We start from the raw sequence: 16038 nt of genomic DNA on the forward strand, positions 1-16038 counted from the left end.
CCCGGGTTTACCTTCGGGGCCTTTTTTGTTTGAGCGAATATTGTTGTAATTTCGGCGTTCAAGGTCTTGCTGTGTATAGTATCCTCAAAAAAGAAATTACCTCTTATTTAAGCTCACTGGTAGCCTATTTTACCATCGGCGTGTTTTTGATAGTGCTCGGCCTTTTTTTGTGGGTGTTCCCAGATTCGAGCATATTAGATTACGGCTACGCCGGATTGGACAGCCTGTTCAACACAGCACCCTATCTTTTCATGTTCCTGGTACCGGCAATCACCATGCGCTCCATTGCCGAGGAACGCCGCGAAGGCACTTTTGAGTTGCTGGCTACACGCCCGCTAACACACTTTCAAATAGTAATTGGCAAGTACGTGGCCGCGGTGCTTATTGTGTTGTTCGCGTTGCTGCCTACGCTGGTTTACTACTACTCCGTTTATACGCTTGGGGTTACCCCCGGTAATATTGATAGCGGCGCGGTAACTGGCTCTTACATCGGTTTGTTTTTGTTGGGTGCAGCCTTCGCTGCTATAGGTTTATTTGCATCGGCAGTTACAGGCAACCAGATCATCGCCTTTATTATAGCCCTGTTTACCTGTTTCTTTTTTTATAGTGGTTTTGATTCGTTAAGTGGCTTGCTGTCGCTGCAAAGTTTTGGCGTGCAGCGCCTGGGTATTACACAGCATTACACATCCATCAGCCGTGGCGTACTGGATACCCGCGATCTGGTTTACTTTATTGTATTAACGGGTATCTTTCTATGTCTCACTCTTTTTGTGTTATTAAAGCAAAGGCAAAAAAGCCTGCGCGAAGAACCCTTGCTGCAGATATCAGGTGCCTTAGTAGTACTGATAGTGCTATCGGCCTTCACTTTTACGCGCTTTGATTTTACCAAAGAGAAACGATACACCATATCACAAACCAGTAGGGATGTTTTAAGCAAGCTACCCACAGATGTTAAGGTTACGGTTTACCTGCAAGGTAATTTAACCGGAGGTATGAAGCGTTTGCAGAACGAAACCCGCGATATGCTTTCTGACCTGCAGGCTTATAGCAGCGGTAAGCTTCAATTTGAGTTTGTTGATCCGCTGACAGGTCAAACGGCCGAGCAGCAGGAACAAACCATAACAAAATTACAGGCATGGGGCCTTGAGCCTACTAATTTAGGCGTAGCTACCGAAAACGGCATGAATCAGCAGATCATTGTACCCGCGGCCATGCTATCAGCCAATGACAAGAACGTGCCTGTTAAATTATTATACCAGCAGCGGGAGATGGGGCTTTCGGCTGATGAAGTGATAAATAACTCTATTCAAAATCTGGAGTACGCCTTTGTATCAGGCATAAAGAAAGTAAGCAGCGGCGGGCAATCGGCCATAGGTTTTACCACCGGGCATGATGAATTGAACGACACGCAACTGAACGATGCCATGGCCAGTCTCTCCGACGGATTTTTAGTGGGCCGGGTTGATCTGAAAAGCATTCCTTTTGATAGCTTACGAAACATTAAAATGCTGGTAATAGCCAAGCCTGCAAAGCCATTTACCGAGGCGGAAAAGTTTAAGCTGGACCAGTACATTATGCGTGGTGGCCGCGTGCTGTGGGCCATTGATCAGGTAAGCGCTGAGTTAGACAGCATGCGTGGCCATGGCGGCGAGCAAATGACTTTCCCTAAGCAATTGAATCTGGATGACCAGTTGTTTGTTTACGGAGCTCGCATAAACTATGATCTGATAGCTGACATAAACAGCGCGCATATACCGGTTAATACTGGCAACGTTGGCGGGCAGGCACAGATACAAATGGTGCCCTGGTTGTTCTATCCCATATTTGTGCCCTGGTCAAAACATCCTATAGTAAAAAATCTGGATGGTATATACAGCGAGTTCCCATCAACCATTGATCTGCTCGACACAAAGAATACCCGCAAAACGGTGCTGCTAACGTCGTCTATTTATAATAAAAAATTAAAGACACCACACCAGTTGTCGCTACAAGCCATTGAGCAGGAACCCGACCCTAAAGCCTTCCAGAGCGAGCCTAAAATAACCGGGGTTTTGCTGGAAGGCAATTTCGCATCTAACTTTAAAAACCGTCCGCAGCCGGAAGGAGTTGGGCCTGTTATAACCACAACAGCAGAGAGCGTTCCAACCAAAATGGTTGTTGTAAGCGATGGCGATATTTTTAAAAACCAGGTTAGTGCGGATGGCTCGCCGTTTCCTTTGGGATACGACCGTTATAGCCGCCAAACCTTCGGTAATAAAAATCTTTTATTGAACATTGCCGACTACCTGACCGACGATTCGGGCCTGATTGAATTACGCACTAAAGAGGTGCAATTACGCCTGTTGGACAGAGCCCGCGTTAAAAGTGAAAAAATGTTTTGGCAGCTTATAAATACTATTGTACCCTTGCTATTAGTGTTAATATTTGCTATTTTTCAACATTATATACGCAGGCGTAAGTATGCCCGCTAAATTTTATACTTTTGATAATTAATTATTAATTATATATATGAGATTTATAGTTTCCACATCAACTTTGCTTAAGCAATTACAGGCAGTAAGTGGGGCATTAAGCAGCAGTACGGTTTTACCGATATTAGAAAACTTTTTGTTCGAGATAAAAGAAGGAAACTTAACCATTTCGGCTACGGACCTGCAAACCAGCATGACCACTACTTTGACCGTGGAGGCTAAAGAGAATGGCCGCATAGCTATCCCATCGCGCATTTTGCTGGATACTTTAAAATCATTGCCTGAGCAGCCTATTGCTTTCTCTGTTGATGATAACACCTTTGCTATTGAAATAAATGCCGGCGACGGTAAATATAAACTGAGCGGCGAGAACGGCGAAGACTTCCCTAAGATCCCGGTTGTAGAGAATGCCTCATCAGTTAACCTGCCTGCTTCGGTTTTATCAGAAGCTATAAACAAAACTATTTTCGCGGTAAGTAATGACGAGCTGCGCCCGGCCATGACAGGTGTTTATTGCCAGTTATCACCACAGTATTTAACCTTTGTTGCTACAGATGCGCACAAACTGGTGCGTTACCGCCGTTTAGATGCAAAAGCAGAAAGCGTTACCTCGTTCATTTTGCCTAAAAAAGCGTTGGCATTGTTAAAATCGGCTTTGCCTTCTGATGATGTTAACGTATCAGTAGAGTACAACAGCACAAGCGCTTTCTTTAAATTTAACAATATCAATTTGGTTTGCCGCTTAATAGATGAGCGTTACCCGGATTATGAAGCCGTTATACCACAAAATAATCCTAATAAGCTAAGCATTGACCGTTTGGCATTTTTAGGGTCATTAAGTCGTGTAGCTATCTATGCAAACAAAACTACCCATCAGGTTAGATTAAAAATAACCGGCAGCGAGCTGCATATTTCATCAGAAGATATTGATTTTGCTAATGAAGCGCACGAGCGTTTAAGCTGCCAGTATGAAGGAACCGATATGGAGATTGGTTTTAATGCAAGATTTTTAATAGAAATGTTAAAGAATTTAAGTGGAGAAGAAGTGTCTTTAGAAATGTCTTCGCCAAATAGGGCAGGTTTATTGCTGCCGCAGGGAGGGGATGAGAACGAAGATGTGCTGATGCTGGTTATGCCGGTGATGCTTAATAGTTATGCTTAAGTGTAAACTTAAATTATAGATCCAAAATCTGAGTCCGGTATAAAAACCGGACTTTTTTGTTAAACGCGGATAACAAAACCTGCAATTGTAAGTTAAATAGCTTTGGCTGCCCATGACGAATAAAACCGGCATATTGATATTAACCGTGCTGCTGGCATGTATGGCGTTTTCATGCAAAAAAATGAATGCCGATTTTCCGCCTGATGCCGGCCGGCCTGCGCAAATGAACGTGGTGAACGCTACGGCCGATACACTTAATATTTTTCAGAACGGTAACCGCTTTAATAACATATCGAGCTTTTATCCAGCGGGGTCATTAGGCTATTTGCAGGTACTTGCCGGTGAGCAACAGTATCAGGTAAAAAAGGACGGTACGCCAAATGTTTTACTCAGTTTACCCATGGCGCTTGATACCTTAGGTGTTTATTCGTTTTTTATTGCGGGTAACTCGGCCGACCGTGTATTTTTAACAAAAGATGTATTTTTGGCTAATAATGATATTGAGATAAGGTTTGTTAATTCAACGCCCGGAAAGAGTTTTGATATTAAAATAGGCAGCAACTTTAACTACAGCAACCGTGCTTTTAAATCCGTTACCGGTTTTGTAAAGATGACGGCAGGTAAAAATCATTATGAATTGTATGAGACCGGAAACGCTGTACCACTGGCACAAGGCGATATAGTATTAGCAGAGCAGCGCGTTTATACGCTGTTTACAAAAGGCACGGCAACCGGAACAGGCGACAACGCTTTAGGCGTTAAATTAATAACGAACAGATAGAAAATGAGATCAGCCTTACTACTTACTAAGCAAAAGGGAATGGCATGGCTGTTTGCATGTTTTGCCGGGCTATTAGTATTGTCGGGCATTATATCTTGTGGTAAGGCTAATACAGCAATCCCCGTAGGGGCAAACATACAGTTTCAGGTGGTTAATCTCGGCCCTGATCTGCGCCCCATAAACCTATGGGTAGGCTTTATAAAAAGAAATATAGCTTACAGTTACCCTACGCCATCGGGCTATTTTTCAATGGCGTCTGTTGATACGCCTTTGCAAATACGGTCGGCATTAGCCAATGTATCTACAACAAACTTTGTTTCTATAGATACATTACTAAGGGGCAATACTAAATATACCTTGTTTGTTACCGGCCTGCGGGCCGACACCAGCATAACCGGAATTTTTACCACTGATACTTCATCAACCAGTACGCCCGGGCGCGGAAAAATACGATTTGTTAACGCTTCTCCGCGTTCACCTGGTTTAGACGTTATAGCCAATGGCACTACCGCGTTTACTAACCGTGCTTATAAGAGTGTTTCTAAGTTTATAGAAATGGCACCGGGTAGCTACGAGTTTAAAATAAGTCCTGCGGGTTCGCCGCTTAATGTTTTAAAAACGCTACCTCAGGTAAGCATACAGGACGGCAAGTTATACACCATCTATTCTTACGGAATAGCGGGGCGGGTAGACTCTGCAGCATTTGGCGCGGGAGTTATAGCCAACAGATAAGGCTTTAACCATATATATTTTTATTTTTGCCCAAAACATACAAAGCCCTTGGAACTGATTAAGCACCTTATTGATTTTATTCTTCATATAGATACACACCTGTCGGCCATTATAAGCCAGTACCAGGGTTGGACCTATTTAATATTATTTGTAATAATATTTGCCGAGACAGGTTTTGTGGTAACTCCTTTTTTACCCGGCGATTCGTTGCTGTTTGCAGCGGGGGCGCTCATTGCAGGGGGCAATACAGGCCTGGATATTTATTTGCTGGCGCTGATATTAATTGTGGCTGCCATAAGCGGTAATACAGTTAACTACACGCTGGGTAAGCTATTGGGCGATAAAGTATTTAAACCGAATAACCGCATACTCAAGCTGGAGTACTATAATCAAACCCACGCGTTTTTTGAAAAACACGGCGGCAAAGCAGTAATATTTAGCCGTTTTATGCCCATAATACGCACCATAGCTCCATTTGTGGCGGGTGTAGGCCATATGCCATTTGGGCGTTACACGCTGTATAATGTTATAGGCGGAGTAACGTGGATAGTGCTATTTCTGTTTGCCGGCTTTATTTTAGGTAACGTGCCTTTCTTTAAAGAGCATTTTTCGCTAATTGGTATCGGGATCATCGTGGTGTCACTTATCCCTCCAATAGTGGCGGGTGTGAAAAGCAAGATGAAAAAGTAACAATCCTCCGGAATGTTACTGCCAGCTTTAATTATACTTACACGCCAAACAGTTTGCGCTTCTTTTTACCCCTGTAACTAAACCAACCCATGTACACAAAGGGGAATAAGAAATAAACATATCCCGATCTGCCTGCCGTATCAGGAAAAGCAAGCGCTACCATTATGGATAAAGTGCAAACGCCCATACACAGCAGGTTAATGTTGGTTACCGTTTTAGCCTCAAATATCTCGTGTTCAGTTAACTCAAGCCTGGTAAAAAACTTTTGCGCGTGGCTATACATCAGGTAAAATAAAAGATAAATAGTAAATAAGCCGACGCTGTAAATCAGCATCAATGGCCGTATCTGCTCACGGGTAAGTTTAAGCAGATCCTTTCCATCTTCGTGATAGTTGTTACCAATAAGCAGTAGATCACATAAAAATTTAAGCGGGAAGGCATAAACAAGCACAACAAAAAGCAGCACAGCGTTAAGGAATGCGGTGTAGGTATCGTTAACACCAAAACGTCTGAAAAAGACATTCTGCCTGTTCCAGATATTGAACAGTACCGCAAAACAGGCAGCAAAGCTAAGTGTGCCACTCATGGTCTCCGTTAATTCATCAAATGATTTTGGGACCTCAATAGATAATATAATTAGCGTTAGCGCGAATGCGAAGACAGCATCGCTAAAGGTTTCTAATCTGGAAGGTTCATGGCTGCGCCAGGCAATGGCATCAGAGTGTAATTTGGCTGCTTTTGTTCTTAGCATGATCAGTTAATATTGAATGGTGCTATTTTTCCTGCCTTAAATATACTTTCTTCTTTTTGAATTTTTAAACGCTCCGCGGTACTTAATTGCTTCGCAATGAGTTTATTCAGATCAGGTTGCCCGGCATCAACCCAGGCGGAATACCAGTAACTACCCACCGACAATACCGCCGATCGCATGCGCCGTTGCACCATTCCTCGCAAAAGTTTTTGATATGCGCTGCTGTAGGCTACGGAGTAGTCTTTTACCTTGCGCGTGCCACGTAAAGTCATGGTGTATTTAGTTAAAGCAGGGAAGCTGCGGTTAAGCTGCCGCTCTAAGCGCAAAACAGAATCGGCCTGACCGAACGATGTGCGGCAGATCTTTAAAGCCTCAGTAAGCGGGTTCTCAATATATCGAGCCTTGCCTGCGTAGCAGTTATAGTTGGCCGCGAATAATTCGGGTAATCTGGTTTCCCACAAAGCGTGTATGCCTTTTTGCCCTGTCAACTGCCCATCGTGGTTGCTGTGTAGATGTAGTGGTACGTGCGCATCTGCTACATAATGGCCCAAATTGACAGAGGCTGTTAAAATTGCTGTAGTATCATGCGCTTTAAGGGCTTCAACCAGCCGGTAGTATTGCGATTGAATGGCCCAGGGAACCGTGCCATATTTATTTAATGTATCTGCAGAATATTTTTTCGCAGCATCCGTCCACTTACGTGGAATTGCAGTAAAAGGCTTTTTGCCATAATGGTCGGCATTTAAAAAGTGCCGTGGCGCCTCTGTCGAGTCGACGTAACGGCGTTTATCAGCACTAATGGCATGTTCTGTTATAAAACTAATGTTAGCCTTATAGAAGCCTGCCATGGCCTTCGGCAAAATAAAAACCGCCAGGCGGTTAACGCGATAATGCGCATAGAAGCCCCAGGAGGAACATAACACCACAAGCAATAATGCCGCTGTAACGCGGGCAGCGTACTTCATTTAAGGTTGATTGTTGTTTGGTGCTGAAAAATAGGCAGTTTCAGCATCTAAAACTAATTTAAAAAAGGCATTTGTTTTTAAATTAAAACGTCATATATTTGCAGTCCTTAAATAAGAACAGTAAGAATAGAGCTACAATGGCAAATCATAAATCATCATTAAAAAGGATCAGATCAAACGCTGCGAAGCGTCTGCGTAACCGTTATCAGGCAAAAACCACCAGAAACGCTATCAAAAAATTGAGAACTACCACCAGCAAAGCTGATGCAAGTGCTCTTTTATCAAAAGTGATTTCTATGCTTGACCGTTTAGCTAAAAAGAACGTTATTCACAAGAATAAAGCGTCAAACAATAAATCAAAGCTTACTAAATTCGTTAACGGATTAAGCTAATCATATTTTAAACTGCAAAGTTTAGAAAGGCGATGAGTTGTAAAACTTATCGCCTTTTTTGTTTGTCTGAACCAGGATTTTTAGGATTTAAGGATGATAAGATAAGGCGGGAAGAGAAATCCTAAAATCCTTTCATCCTATAAATCTTAGTCGTACCTTCCCCTTGTGGAACCTTACCAGGAAAAAATAAGCATTAAAGCATGGGCCGAAGAGGACCGCCCCCGCGAAAAGTTGAGCAGCCAGGGTAGGCGTGCTTTAACAGACGCGGAACTAATAGCCATTCTGATAGGCTCCGGCAGTCGCACCGAAACCGCGGTTGAACTAAGCAAGCGCATCCTGCACCATTACGGTAACGATCTGAACAAGCTGGGAAAAGCATCCGTTATTGAGCTTTCTAAGTTCAAAGGCATTGGCGAAGCCAAAGCTATTTCTATTATAGCGGCGTTAGAAATAGGTCGTCGCCGTAATGATACAGAAAGCAAGGCACCCGAAAAGATAAACAGCAGCAGAGATAGTTACAATGTGATGCGCAGGCATTTGATGGACCTGGGCCATGAGGAGTTTTGGATAATCCTGCTTAACCAGGGCGGCAAGGTTATTTCTACAGAACTTATTAGCAAGGGCGGATTAACCGGTACTGTGGCCGACCCTAAGATCATATTCGGAGTGGCGTTACAGCGTCAGGCTGTTTCTATTATACTAAGCCATAACCACCCATCGGGCACCTTAAGGCCAAGTCAGCTGGATATTGACCTTACCAAAAAAATTGCGTCGGCAGGGCGAATGTTAGAGATCAACGTGCTTGATCATATCATATTTACTAATGAAGGGTTTTACAGCTTTGCTGATGAAGGGATAATGTGATATCGGATTTCCGATGTTCGATTTCGGATTTGATAAGGGCTGTGCATGCGGCTTTTCTCCGTACGATTGCTTCGTACCTCGCAATGACACAGACTTCTTTATATCGAAAATAATCGATAAATTTGCACCATGGAACTGGATGCAAAGAAAGTAGAGCGGATATCAAAGGCGTTGGGCGACCCGTACCGTTTAAAAATAATGGAGATGGCCAAATGCCAGGCCGAGAACAACTGGCTTAAATGCTCTTGTGTAATGGATAATATTGAATTGGCACAGTCTACTATATCCCATCATATTAACCAATTAGTTGATGCCGACCTGCTGCTTACCGAAAAAGATGGCCGCAACGTGCGTTACCGTGTCAACAAAGATGTATTGGATGCTTATATTAAATTTCTTGGCGTTTTAAGCAGCTAAAAAAAAATTAAAATAATTAATCGAAATATTTCGATATATCAATTTAATGTATTTATATTTGTGGTGTAATTAATGAAAGCATTACACAATAATACATCGAAAAATTTAAATATATAAATAAATGAAAAAGTTAGAAAATAAAGTTGCCGTAGTTACCGGTGGTAACAGCGGTATAGGTTTAGCGGCAGCCAAATTATATGCACAACAAGGTGCCAAAGTAGCCATAACCGGCAGGAATAAAGCCACACTTGATAGCGCGGTTGGCGAGATAGGCAATGATGCGATAGGTTTTGTAAGCGATGTATCTGACGTGGCCAGCATAGCCCCTGCTTATGAAAAAGTAACCGGAGCCTTTGGTAAAATTGACGTTTTGGTGGTTAATGCAGGCGTATATGGCGGTGCACCATTGGCTGATCTGACAGAAGAACAGTTCGATCAAATAAGCGATATTAATTTTAAGGGCGCGTTTTTCTCGGTGCAGAAAGCCTTGCCTTACTTGAACGATGGCGCGTCAATTATTATTACTTCATCGGCGGTAAGTAACAAAGCCTTTGGCGATGCAGCTGTTTACGCGGCAACTAAAGCAGCTACTACTTCGCTGGCCAGAGGATTATCACAATCATTATTGGATAGGAAGATCCGAGTTAACGTGCTTTCTCCGGGCCCGGTTGAAACGCCAATATTTGGCAGAAACGGAGGAACCGCAGAAGAAGTTGATGGCATGAAAGCCTATATGGCCGAAATGACCCCAATAAAACGCATTGGTAACGTAGAGGAGATAGCTGAAGGGTACTTGTACCTGGCTTCTGACGATTCGAAATACATGGTTGGTGGCGACCTGGTGTTAGACGGCGGCTTTAGCAGGTTTTAAATTTTTTTAGTCGGGAAGTCCGAATGAATTTAGTTTGATGCCATAGTTGTCAATCGTAATTCGTAAATCTAAAATCGTAATTATAAAAAGGCAGTCGGGTTCGGCTGTCTTTTTTATTTGAAACAAGTGTACATTTATATGGTTATTTACATTCAAACAAACGCATCATGATAACACCAGACGACGAACTATTACCGGACGATTCAGAAACCGAAGATTTTGAACAAACCAGTCAGCAGGATATTCACTCCATTGGCCTTGATGACGATGTGGAATACGAGGCCGGCGAAGTAGACGAAACCGACGCGCTAAACCAGGCTTATGATGCTTCGGAATCATCATATACTTTAAACCTGGATGATGAACCAAGAGATGATGACTAATTAAGATTTACGAAGTACGAATTACGATTTGGGCAATAAAACAACAAATCGTAATTCGTAAATCTAAAATCGTAAATCAACCTTTTACCTTTCAGCTTTAACCTTTCACCTCCAAAAGCTATCTTTGCCGATTATCGTTCCGAAATAAATGAAGATATCATATAATTGGCTTAAAGAATTTATCCAAACCGACAAAACTCCACAGGAGCTATCAACCATACTAACCGGCACCGGCCTTGAGGTAGAAAGCCTGGAGAAAGTGCAGGCTGTTCCGGGCGGGTTAGAAGGTTTGGTAATAGGCTATGTAAAAGAGCGTGCCCAGCACCCCAATGCCGACAGGTTAAGTGTTACTAAAGTTGATGTAGGTACGGGTACCGATTTGCAAATTGTTTGTGGTGCGCCCAACGTTGCCGCGGGGCAAAAGGTGGTGGTTGCCACTGTTGGTACAACAGTACACCCAACAGCGGGCGAACCTTTCGCTATAAATAAATCAAAAATAAGGGGCGAAGTATCTGAAGGGATGATCTGCGCCAGCGACGAGATTGGTTTAGGTACAGACCATGCAGGTATTATGGTTTTGGCTGAGGACGCGCAGGTAGGGACACCCGCCAAAGCGTACTTTAAACTGAATGACGACTACATGTACGAGATAGGCTTAACACCTAACCGTGCCGATGCAACATCACACCTGGGTACAGCCCGTGATATAGCCGCGTTCCTGAAGACTACTGTCATTAGACCAGATGTGTCTGCTTTTAAAGTCGACAACAATGATCGGGTTATTAATGTGGTGGTAGAGAACGAACAGGCAAGTCCGCGTTACGCGGGTTTAACTATTTCGGGTATTGAAGTAAAAGAATCACCTCAGTGGCTAAAAGAGCGTTTGGCAGTGATAGGTGTTAGAGCCATCAACAATATAGTGGATGTTACTAATTACGTACTGCACGATTTAGGTCAGCCGCTGCATGCTTTTGATGCGGATGCTGTTAAAGGCGGCAAAGTAATAGTAAAAAACTGCGCGGAAGGAACGCTTTTCAAAACATTGGATGATGTTGAGCGCAAGCTATCTGCTGATGATCTGATGATCTGCAACACAGAGGGGCCAATGTGTATTGCCGGTGTTTTCGGCGGAATAGACTCAGGCGTTACCGAAAAGACTACAAGTATATTTTTAGAGAGCGCATATTTTAACTCAGTTTCTGTACGTAAAACCGCTAAAAGGCATGGCCTTAAAACAGATGCGTCTTTCCGTTTTGAGCGTGGTACCGATCCGGATATGCCGGTTTTTGCTTTAAAACGAGCTGCCTTGTTAATAAAAGAAGTAGCGGGTGGCAATATCTCGTCTGATATAGTAGACCTTTATCCTAACCCGGTTCAACCTTTCGCGGTTGAACTGCCTTATAAAAATGTTGACAGATTGATTGGTCAGCAAATACCTCACGAGGAGATAAAAGCCATTGTTACCGGCCTGGAAATGCAGATCACTAACGAAACTGCCGAAGGTGTTTCATTAAGCATCCCGCCCTACCGTGTTGATGTTACCCGCGATGTAGATGTTATTGAAGATATCCTGCGCATTTACGGCTACAATAATATTCATATCCCTACACAGGTACGCGCATCGTTAAGTACTTCGCAACGCCCCGAAAAGGATACGGTACAGAATCTTTTGAGCGATCTGCTTACTACGAATGGCTTTAACGAGATCTTATCTAACTCGCTTACCAAATCTGCTTACTCTGATAAGTTGGATTCGGCGGTGAAGATATTGAACCCTTTAAGTTCTGATCTGGACGTTATGCGCCAAACTATGCTTTACTCTGGTTTGGAAGCCATAGCCTATAACCAAAACCGCCAGACTGCGGATCTGAAACTGTATGAGTTTGGAAAGGTTTACAGCATTAATGAAGATAAGTACATAGAGAGCCAGCGCTTCGCCATATTTATTACCGGCGATGCCACGCAAGCCGGATGGAACAAAAAGGCCCAACCCTCATCATTCTATAATTTGAAATCCTTAGTTGACGGTATTCTTCAAAAACTGAATATTACGGATGTTACTTTAGAAGACTGCACCTGCAGTAAAATGGCTTATGGCTTAAACTACATTAAAAACGGAAAAACGCTTGTTAAATTTGGTGCTGTTGCCAAAGAGGCCTTAAAGAAAGCCGATGTCGACCGCGAAGTTTTCTACGCCGATTTTAGCTTTGACCAGATCATGCAGATCGTTAAGAAGAACAAGATCGTTTACCGGGAGATCTCTAAATTCCCGGCGGTAAAGCGTGATCTTTCTATGCTGGTAGATAAGGCTGTAACTTTTGATCAGCTAAAACGGATTGCGCAGCGTACCGAGCGCAAACTTTTGCAGGATGTTGATATTTTTGATGTTTACGAAGGCGACAAGCTTCCTGCAGGAAAAAAATCATACGCGCTGAGCTTTGTTTTGCAGGATGCAGAAAAAACTTTAACCGACAAAGCCATTGACAGCGTTATGCAAAAAATAATGTATAACTTAGAAAAGGAAGCAGGAGCGGAGATAAGGAAATAGTTGATCAGAGATTAGTTGAATAGAGATTAGTTTTTGCATGAGTACATTTTCGGATTTAGAAGTTTGGAAAAAATCGAGAATATTAAGAAATGCGATTTTTGAATTAACTAAATCGTTTCCGGGTGAAGAAAAATATAGGTTAAGCGATCAGATCATTCGGTCGTCAAGGTCAATTGGAAATAACATTGCTGAAGGATACGGCAGATTTCATTTTGCAGATGAAGTGAAGTTTTTGCTGAATGCAAGAGGTTCCGCAACAGAGACGATTGATCATTTAATTATTGCGTTGGACAATAAATATATAAGCGAAGATACATTTGAAAAATTTAAAACTGATTGTGATGAATGTGCTAAATTGATAAATGGTTACATTAATTATTTGCGTAGTCAGGCAACAAAAAAAACTAATAACTAAAATAAATATTAACTAATCTCTAATCAACTAGTCTCTAGTCAACTAATGAGCACCGCAGCACAATTAGATAAAGTAATCAGCAAAGCCGAAAGGTTGATAGAGCTGTGTTCTGCTTTGCAAGAGGAAAACGACTTGTTAAAATTAGAAAATGAGTCGCTTAATGTTGCGTTTAATGCCAGCAAAAATAAGACAAAGGAGCTCGACGAAAAGTTGAGGGCTTTGAAGTTAGCCAAGTCATTTTCAGAAACAAATGAAAAAAGTGTTGACATTAAACAAAAAATTAACGAATTTGTGCAGGAAATAGACAAGTGTATTGTATTGCTGAAAAAGTAATGCAGAAAGTGAACAAGCTCAAATGGGAGAAATCTCAATAAAAATAAATATTGCTGACAGAGTTTACCCCTTAAAGGTGAACATGGAAGAGGAAGAAATAATACGCAGGGCAGCTAAGTTAATAAACGACCGCATAAAGGAATATCAAGAGAATTACGCGGTTAGAGATAAGCAGGATCTGCTGGCTATGAGCGTGTTGCATTACGCAACATCATCATTAAAAGCAGAAAAGAAAGTTACTTTTGAAGATACAGAAGTAGCCGAGAAAACTTATCAGTTAGACAAATTGCTGAATGACTTTTTTTCAAAACAGTAATAACGTTCTTTAACATAAGCCTAAGCATTAAAGCATAAAGCATAAAGCACCTTCAAGGTTTGCTTTTCGCTTTGGTCTTTCAGCTTTCCGCTTAAAAAACGAGCAATTAAGATTTAACCGCGGTTAAATTTTGAGTTCACTATTGAAAACTTAACACTTCAATATCAAAGGATCAAAGAGAGCATGCGTTACTACAAAGTATTAACGGTAACTCATGGTCCCAAAGTATCTGCATGAAGTTTTTCAAATACATGAGCTTGAAGTTTAATCGCGGTTTTTTTATTTATATAACCTAAAAAAAGAATGAGTATTGTATTATATGTTATTTTGGGGGTGCTGATAGGCATTCCTCCGGGTATCGTCGTAGGGCGGTTCCTGCTGAGAAAGCTGTTTAAAGACCAGGAAGCAGCGGCGCAGCTTAAAGTAAAAAAGATACTGAAAGATGGTGAGAATGATGCCGAGATATTAAGAAAGAACAAACTGCTGGAAGCTAAAGAGCGTTTCCTTCAAATGAAGGCAGAGCATGAGCAAGAGATAAACAGTAAGAATAACGAGATCAATCAACGCGAGAATGGTGTAAAACAGAAAGAACAATCGCTTAACCAGCGCATTGAAAATGCTACCCGCAAAGAGAATGAATTAGATAACCTGCGCAAAAACCTGGAACGCCAAACTGAACTGGCTGTTAAGAAACAGGAAGAGGTTGACGCGCTTAAAACCCAGCACGTACAGCAACTGGAAACTATTGCCGGTATATCTGCAGAAGAAGCCAAAGACCAACTGGTAGAGAACCTGCGCGAAGATGCACGCAGCAAAGCCATGGCGCAGATAAAAGACATTGTTGACGAGGCTAAGCTAACCGCTACCAAGGAGGCTAAAAAGATAGTTATCCAAACTATACAGCGTACAGCTACTGAAGCTGCTATTGAGAACACCGTATCTATTTTCAACATTGAAAATGACGAGATCAAAGGCCGTATCATCGGTCGCGAGGGGCGCAACATCCGTGCGCTGGAAGCTGCAACCGGTATTGAAATTATTGTTGACGATACGCCTGAGGCGATTATACTTTCCGGGTTTGATCCTGTACGCCGTGAGATAGCCCGTTTGGCTATGCACCGTTTGGTTACCGACGGACGTATACACCCGGCACGTATTGAAGAGGTGGTTGCCAAAACGCGTAAGCAGATAGAAGAAGAAATTGTTGAGATAGGCGAACGGACGGTAATTGACTTAGGTATCAGCGGTCTTCACCCTGAATTGATAAGGATGGTGGGCCGTATGCGCTACCGTTCATCATACGGGCAAAACCTGTTGCAGCACTCGCGCGAGGTGGCTAATTTCTGCGCTACTATGGCGGCAGAGTTGGGCCTTAACGTGAAATTAGCTAAACGTGCCGGTTTGCTTCACGATATTGGTAAAGTGCCTGATGATAACCCTGAACTGCCACACGCTATTCTGGGTATGCAGCTGGCCGAGAAGTATAAAGAGCATCCTGAAGTTTGCAACGCCATTGGCGCTCACCACGATGAAGTGGAAATGACTTCTATGCTATCACCTATTATTCAGGTTTGTGATGCCATATCAGGCGCACGCCCGGGTGCACGCCGCGAGGTGGTTGAAAGCTACATCAAACGTTTAAAAGAACTGGAAGAGTTAGCTATGTCTTACCCGGGTGTTGAAAAAACCTTTGCTATACAGGCTGGTCGTGAGTTGCGCGTAGTGGTGGAGAGTGAAAAAATAAGCGACGCGCAATCTGAAACGCTCGCAGCAGATATCTCTAACCGTATTCAGACTGAAATGACCTATCCGGGCCAGATCAAAGTTACGGTGATAAGGGAGACGCGCTCGGTAGCGTTTGCTAAGTAAAAAATAATTGAATCCGGTCATGTCGAATTTATTTCGGCATCCCATCACGCATTAACGCGTGCTTAGCAAGTGGGATGC

The 16038-nt window shown here is 42.7% G+C and carries 17 protein-coding genes; 15 read left to right on the forward strand and 2 right to left on the reverse strand.

Going from position 1 to position 16038, the window contains the following annotated elements:
- Positions 1–71: 71 nt before the first annotated feature.
- From gldG to ACFQZS_RS11270, 5 genes are all read left to right on the forward strand, one after another.
- Positions 72–2471: a gliding motility-associated ABC transporter substrate-binding protein GldG gene (gldG, locus tag ACFQZS_RS11250; RefSeq protein ID WP_377100229.1), complete on the forward strand. Its 2400-nt coding sequence runs from the start codon at positions 72–74 to the stop codon at positions 2469–2471.
- Between the two features lie 37 nt (positions 2472–2508).
- The gene (gene dnaN, locus ACFQZS_RS11255) at positions 2509–3633 is read left to right on the forward strand and encodes a DNA polymerase III subunit beta (protein ID WP_377100231.1); all 1125 of its coding nucleotides are present in this window, start codon (positions 2509–2511) and stop codon (positions 3631–3633) included.
- Between the two features lie 112 nt (positions 3634–3745).
- Positions 3746–4414, forward strand: coding sequence for a DUF4397 domain-containing protein (locus ACFQZS_RS11260; RefSeq protein ID WP_377100233.1), 669 nt, complete (start codon positions 3746–3748; stop codon positions 4412–4414).
- A gap of 3 nt (positions 4415–4417) precedes the next feature.
- On the forward strand, positions 4418–5146 hold the full coding sequence (locus tag ACFQZS_RS11265; RefSeq protein WP_377100235.1) for a DUF4397 domain-containing protein: 729 nt from the start codon (positions 4418–4420) through the stop codon (positions 5144–5146).
- A 48-nt stretch (positions 5147–5194) separates the two neighbouring features.
- Complete coding sequence (locus ACFQZS_RS11270; protein WP_377100237.1) at positions 5195–5836, forward strand: DedA family protein; 642 nt, start codon at positions 5195–5197, stop codon at positions 5834–5836.
- A gap of 37 nt (positions 5837–5873) precedes the next feature.
- On the opposite strand, the gene ACFQZS_RS11275 is transcribed toward ACFQZS_RS11270, so the two are convergent.
- Positions 5874–6587 carry a TMEM175 family protein gene (locus ACFQZS_RS11275; RefSeq protein WP_377100239.1) on the reverse strand — a complete coding sequence of 238 codons (714 nt, stop codon included), beginning with the start codon at positions 6585–6587 and terminating at the stop codon, positions 5874–5876.
- A 2-nt stretch (positions 6588–6589) separates the two neighbouring features.
- Positions 6590–7552, reverse strand: coding sequence for a zinc dependent phospholipase C family protein (locus ACFQZS_RS11280; RefSeq protein ID WP_377100241.1), 963 nt, complete (start codon positions 7550–7552; stop codon positions 6590–6592).
- Positions 7553–7689: 137 nt separating this feature from the next.
- Here ACFQZS_RS11280 and rpsT point away from each other — a divergent pair, with 137 nt between their 5' ends.
- The 10 genes from rpsT (at position 7690) to rny (ending at position 15960) form a co-directional block, all read left to right on the forward strand.
- Positions 7690–7944 (forward strand): 30S ribosomal protein S20, encoded by a 255-nt coding sequence (gene rpsT, locus ACFQZS_RS11285; protein ID WP_294793745.1) that lies wholly within the window; start codon positions 7690–7692, stop codon positions 7942–7944.
- Positions 7945–8109: 165 nt separating this feature from the next.
- Positions 8110–8808, forward strand: coding sequence for a RadC family protein (gene radC / locus ACFQZS_RS11290; RefSeq protein ID WP_377100244.1), 699 nt, complete (start codon positions 8110–8112; stop codon positions 8806–8808).
- Positions 8809–8937: 129 nt separating this feature from the next.
- Positions 8938–9225 carry an ArsR/SmtB family transcription factor gene (locus ACFQZS_RS11295; protein WP_377100246.1) on the forward strand — a complete coding sequence of 96 codons (288 nt, stop codon included), beginning with the start codon at positions 8938–8940 and terminating at the stop codon, positions 9223–9225.
- Positions 9226–9346: 121 nt separating this feature from the next.
- Complete coding sequence (locus ACFQZS_RS11300; RefSeq protein WP_377100248.1) at positions 9347–10096, forward strand: SDR family oxidoreductase; 750 nt, start codon at positions 9347–9349, stop codon at positions 10094–10096.
- 167 nt (positions 10097–10263) lie between these two features.
- The gene (locus ACFQZS_RS11305) at positions 10264–10479 is read left to right on the forward strand and encodes a hypothetical protein (RefSeq protein ID WP_377100250.1); all 216 of its coding nucleotides are present in this window, start codon (positions 10264–10266) and stop codon (positions 10477–10479) included.
- Between the two features lie 148 nt (positions 10480–10627).
- A complete protein-coding gene (pheT, locus tag ACFQZS_RS11310; protein WP_377100252.1) occupies positions 10628–13027 on the forward strand; it encodes a phenylalanine--tRNA ligase subunit beta in 2400 nt (799 codons plus the stop codon).
- 37 nt (positions 13028–13064) lie between these two features.
- Positions 13065–13442: a four helix bundle protein gene (locus tag ACFQZS_RS11315; RefSeq protein WP_377100254.1), complete on the forward strand. Its 378-nt coding sequence runs from the start codon at positions 13065–13067 to the stop codon at positions 13440–13442.
- A gap of 45 nt (positions 13443–13487) precedes the next feature.
- Positions 13488–13775 carry a hypothetical protein gene (locus tag ACFQZS_RS11320; RefSeq protein ID WP_377100257.1) on the forward strand — a complete coding sequence of 96 codons (288 nt, stop codon included), beginning with the start codon at positions 13488–13490 and terminating at the stop codon, positions 13773–13775.
- A 22-nt stretch (positions 13776–13797) separates the two neighbouring features.
- Complete coding sequence (locus ACFQZS_RS11325) at positions 13798–14091, forward strand: cell division protein ZapA (RefSeq protein WP_377100259.1); 294 nt, start codon at positions 13798–13800, stop codon at positions 14089–14091.
- Between the two features lie 303 nt (positions 14092–14394).
- Positions 14395–15960: a ribonuclease Y gene (gene rny / locus ACFQZS_RS11330; RefSeq protein ID WP_377100261.1), complete on the forward strand. Its 1566-nt coding sequence runs from the start codon at positions 14395–14397 to the stop codon at positions 15958–15960.
- Positions 15961–16038 lie beyond the last annotated feature (78 nt).

It is taken from the genome of Mucilaginibacter calamicampi, assembly GCF_042676765.1.
Taxonomy (GTDB): domain Bacteria; phylum Bacteroidota; class Bacteroidia; order Sphingobacteriales; family Sphingobacteriaceae; genus Mucilaginibacter; species Mucilaginibacter calamicampi.

What these genes read in the sequence shown, in the direction of transcription:
- rny (WP_377100261.1), top strand. Translation starts at nt 14,395, where the DNA reads ATGAGTATTGTATTATATGTTATTTTGGGGGTGCTGATAGGCATTCCT.
- ACFQZS_RS11320 (WP_377100257.1), top strand. Translation starts at nt 13,488, where the DNA reads ATGAGCACCGCAGCACAATTAGATAAAGTAATCAGCAAAGCCGAAAGG.
- ACFQZS_RS11315 (WP_377100254.1), top strand. Translation starts at nt 13,065, where the DNA reads ATGAGTACATTTTCGGATTTAGAAGTTTGGAAAAAATCGAGAATATTA.
- ACFQZS_RS11300 (WP_377100248.1), top strand. Translation starts at nt 9,347, where the DNA reads ATGAAAAAGTTAGAAAATAAAGTTGCCGTAGTTACCGGTGGTAACAGC.
- ACFQZS_RS11295 (WP_377100246.1), top strand. Translation starts at nt 8,938, where the DNA reads ATGGAACTGGATGCAAAGAAAGTAGAGCGGATATCAAAGGCGTTGGGC.
- ACFQZS_RS11280 (WP_377100241.1), bottom strand. Translation starts at nt 7,552, where the DNA reads ATGAAGTACGCTGCCCGCGTTACAGCGGCATTATTGCTTGTGGTGTTA.
- rpsT (WP_294793745.1), top strand. Translation starts at nt 7,690, where the DNA reads ATGGCAAATCATAAATCATCATTAAAAAGGATCAGATCAAACGCTGCG.
- pheT (WP_377100252.1), top strand. Translation starts at nt 10,628, where the DNA reads ATGAAGATATCATATAATTGGCTTAAAGAATTTATCCAAACCGACAAA.
- ACFQZS_RS11325 (WP_377100259.1), top strand. Translation starts at nt 13,798, where the DNA reads ATGGGAGAAATCTCAATAAAAATAAATATTGCTGACAGAGTTTACCCC.
- ACFQZS_RS11260 (WP_377100233.1), top strand. Translation starts at nt 3,746, where the DNA reads ATGACGAATAAAACCGGCATATTGATATTAACCGTGCTGCTGGCATGT.
- ACFQZS_RS11265 (WP_377100235.1), top strand. Translation starts at nt 4,418, where the DNA reads ATGAGATCAGCCTTACTACTTACTAAGCAAAAGGGAATGGCATGGCTG.
- dnaN (WP_377100231.1), top strand. Translation starts at nt 2,509, where the DNA reads ATGAGATTTATAGTTTCCACATCAACTTTGCTTAAGCAATTACAGGCA.
- ACFQZS_RS11275 (WP_377100239.1), bottom strand. Translation starts at nt 6,587, where the DNA reads ATGCTAAGAACAAAAGCAGCCAAATTACACTCTGATGCCATTGCCTGG.
- ACFQZS_RS11305 (WP_377100250.1), top strand. Translation starts at nt 10,264, where the DNA reads ATGATAACACCAGACGACGAACTATTACCGGACGATTCAGAAACCGAA.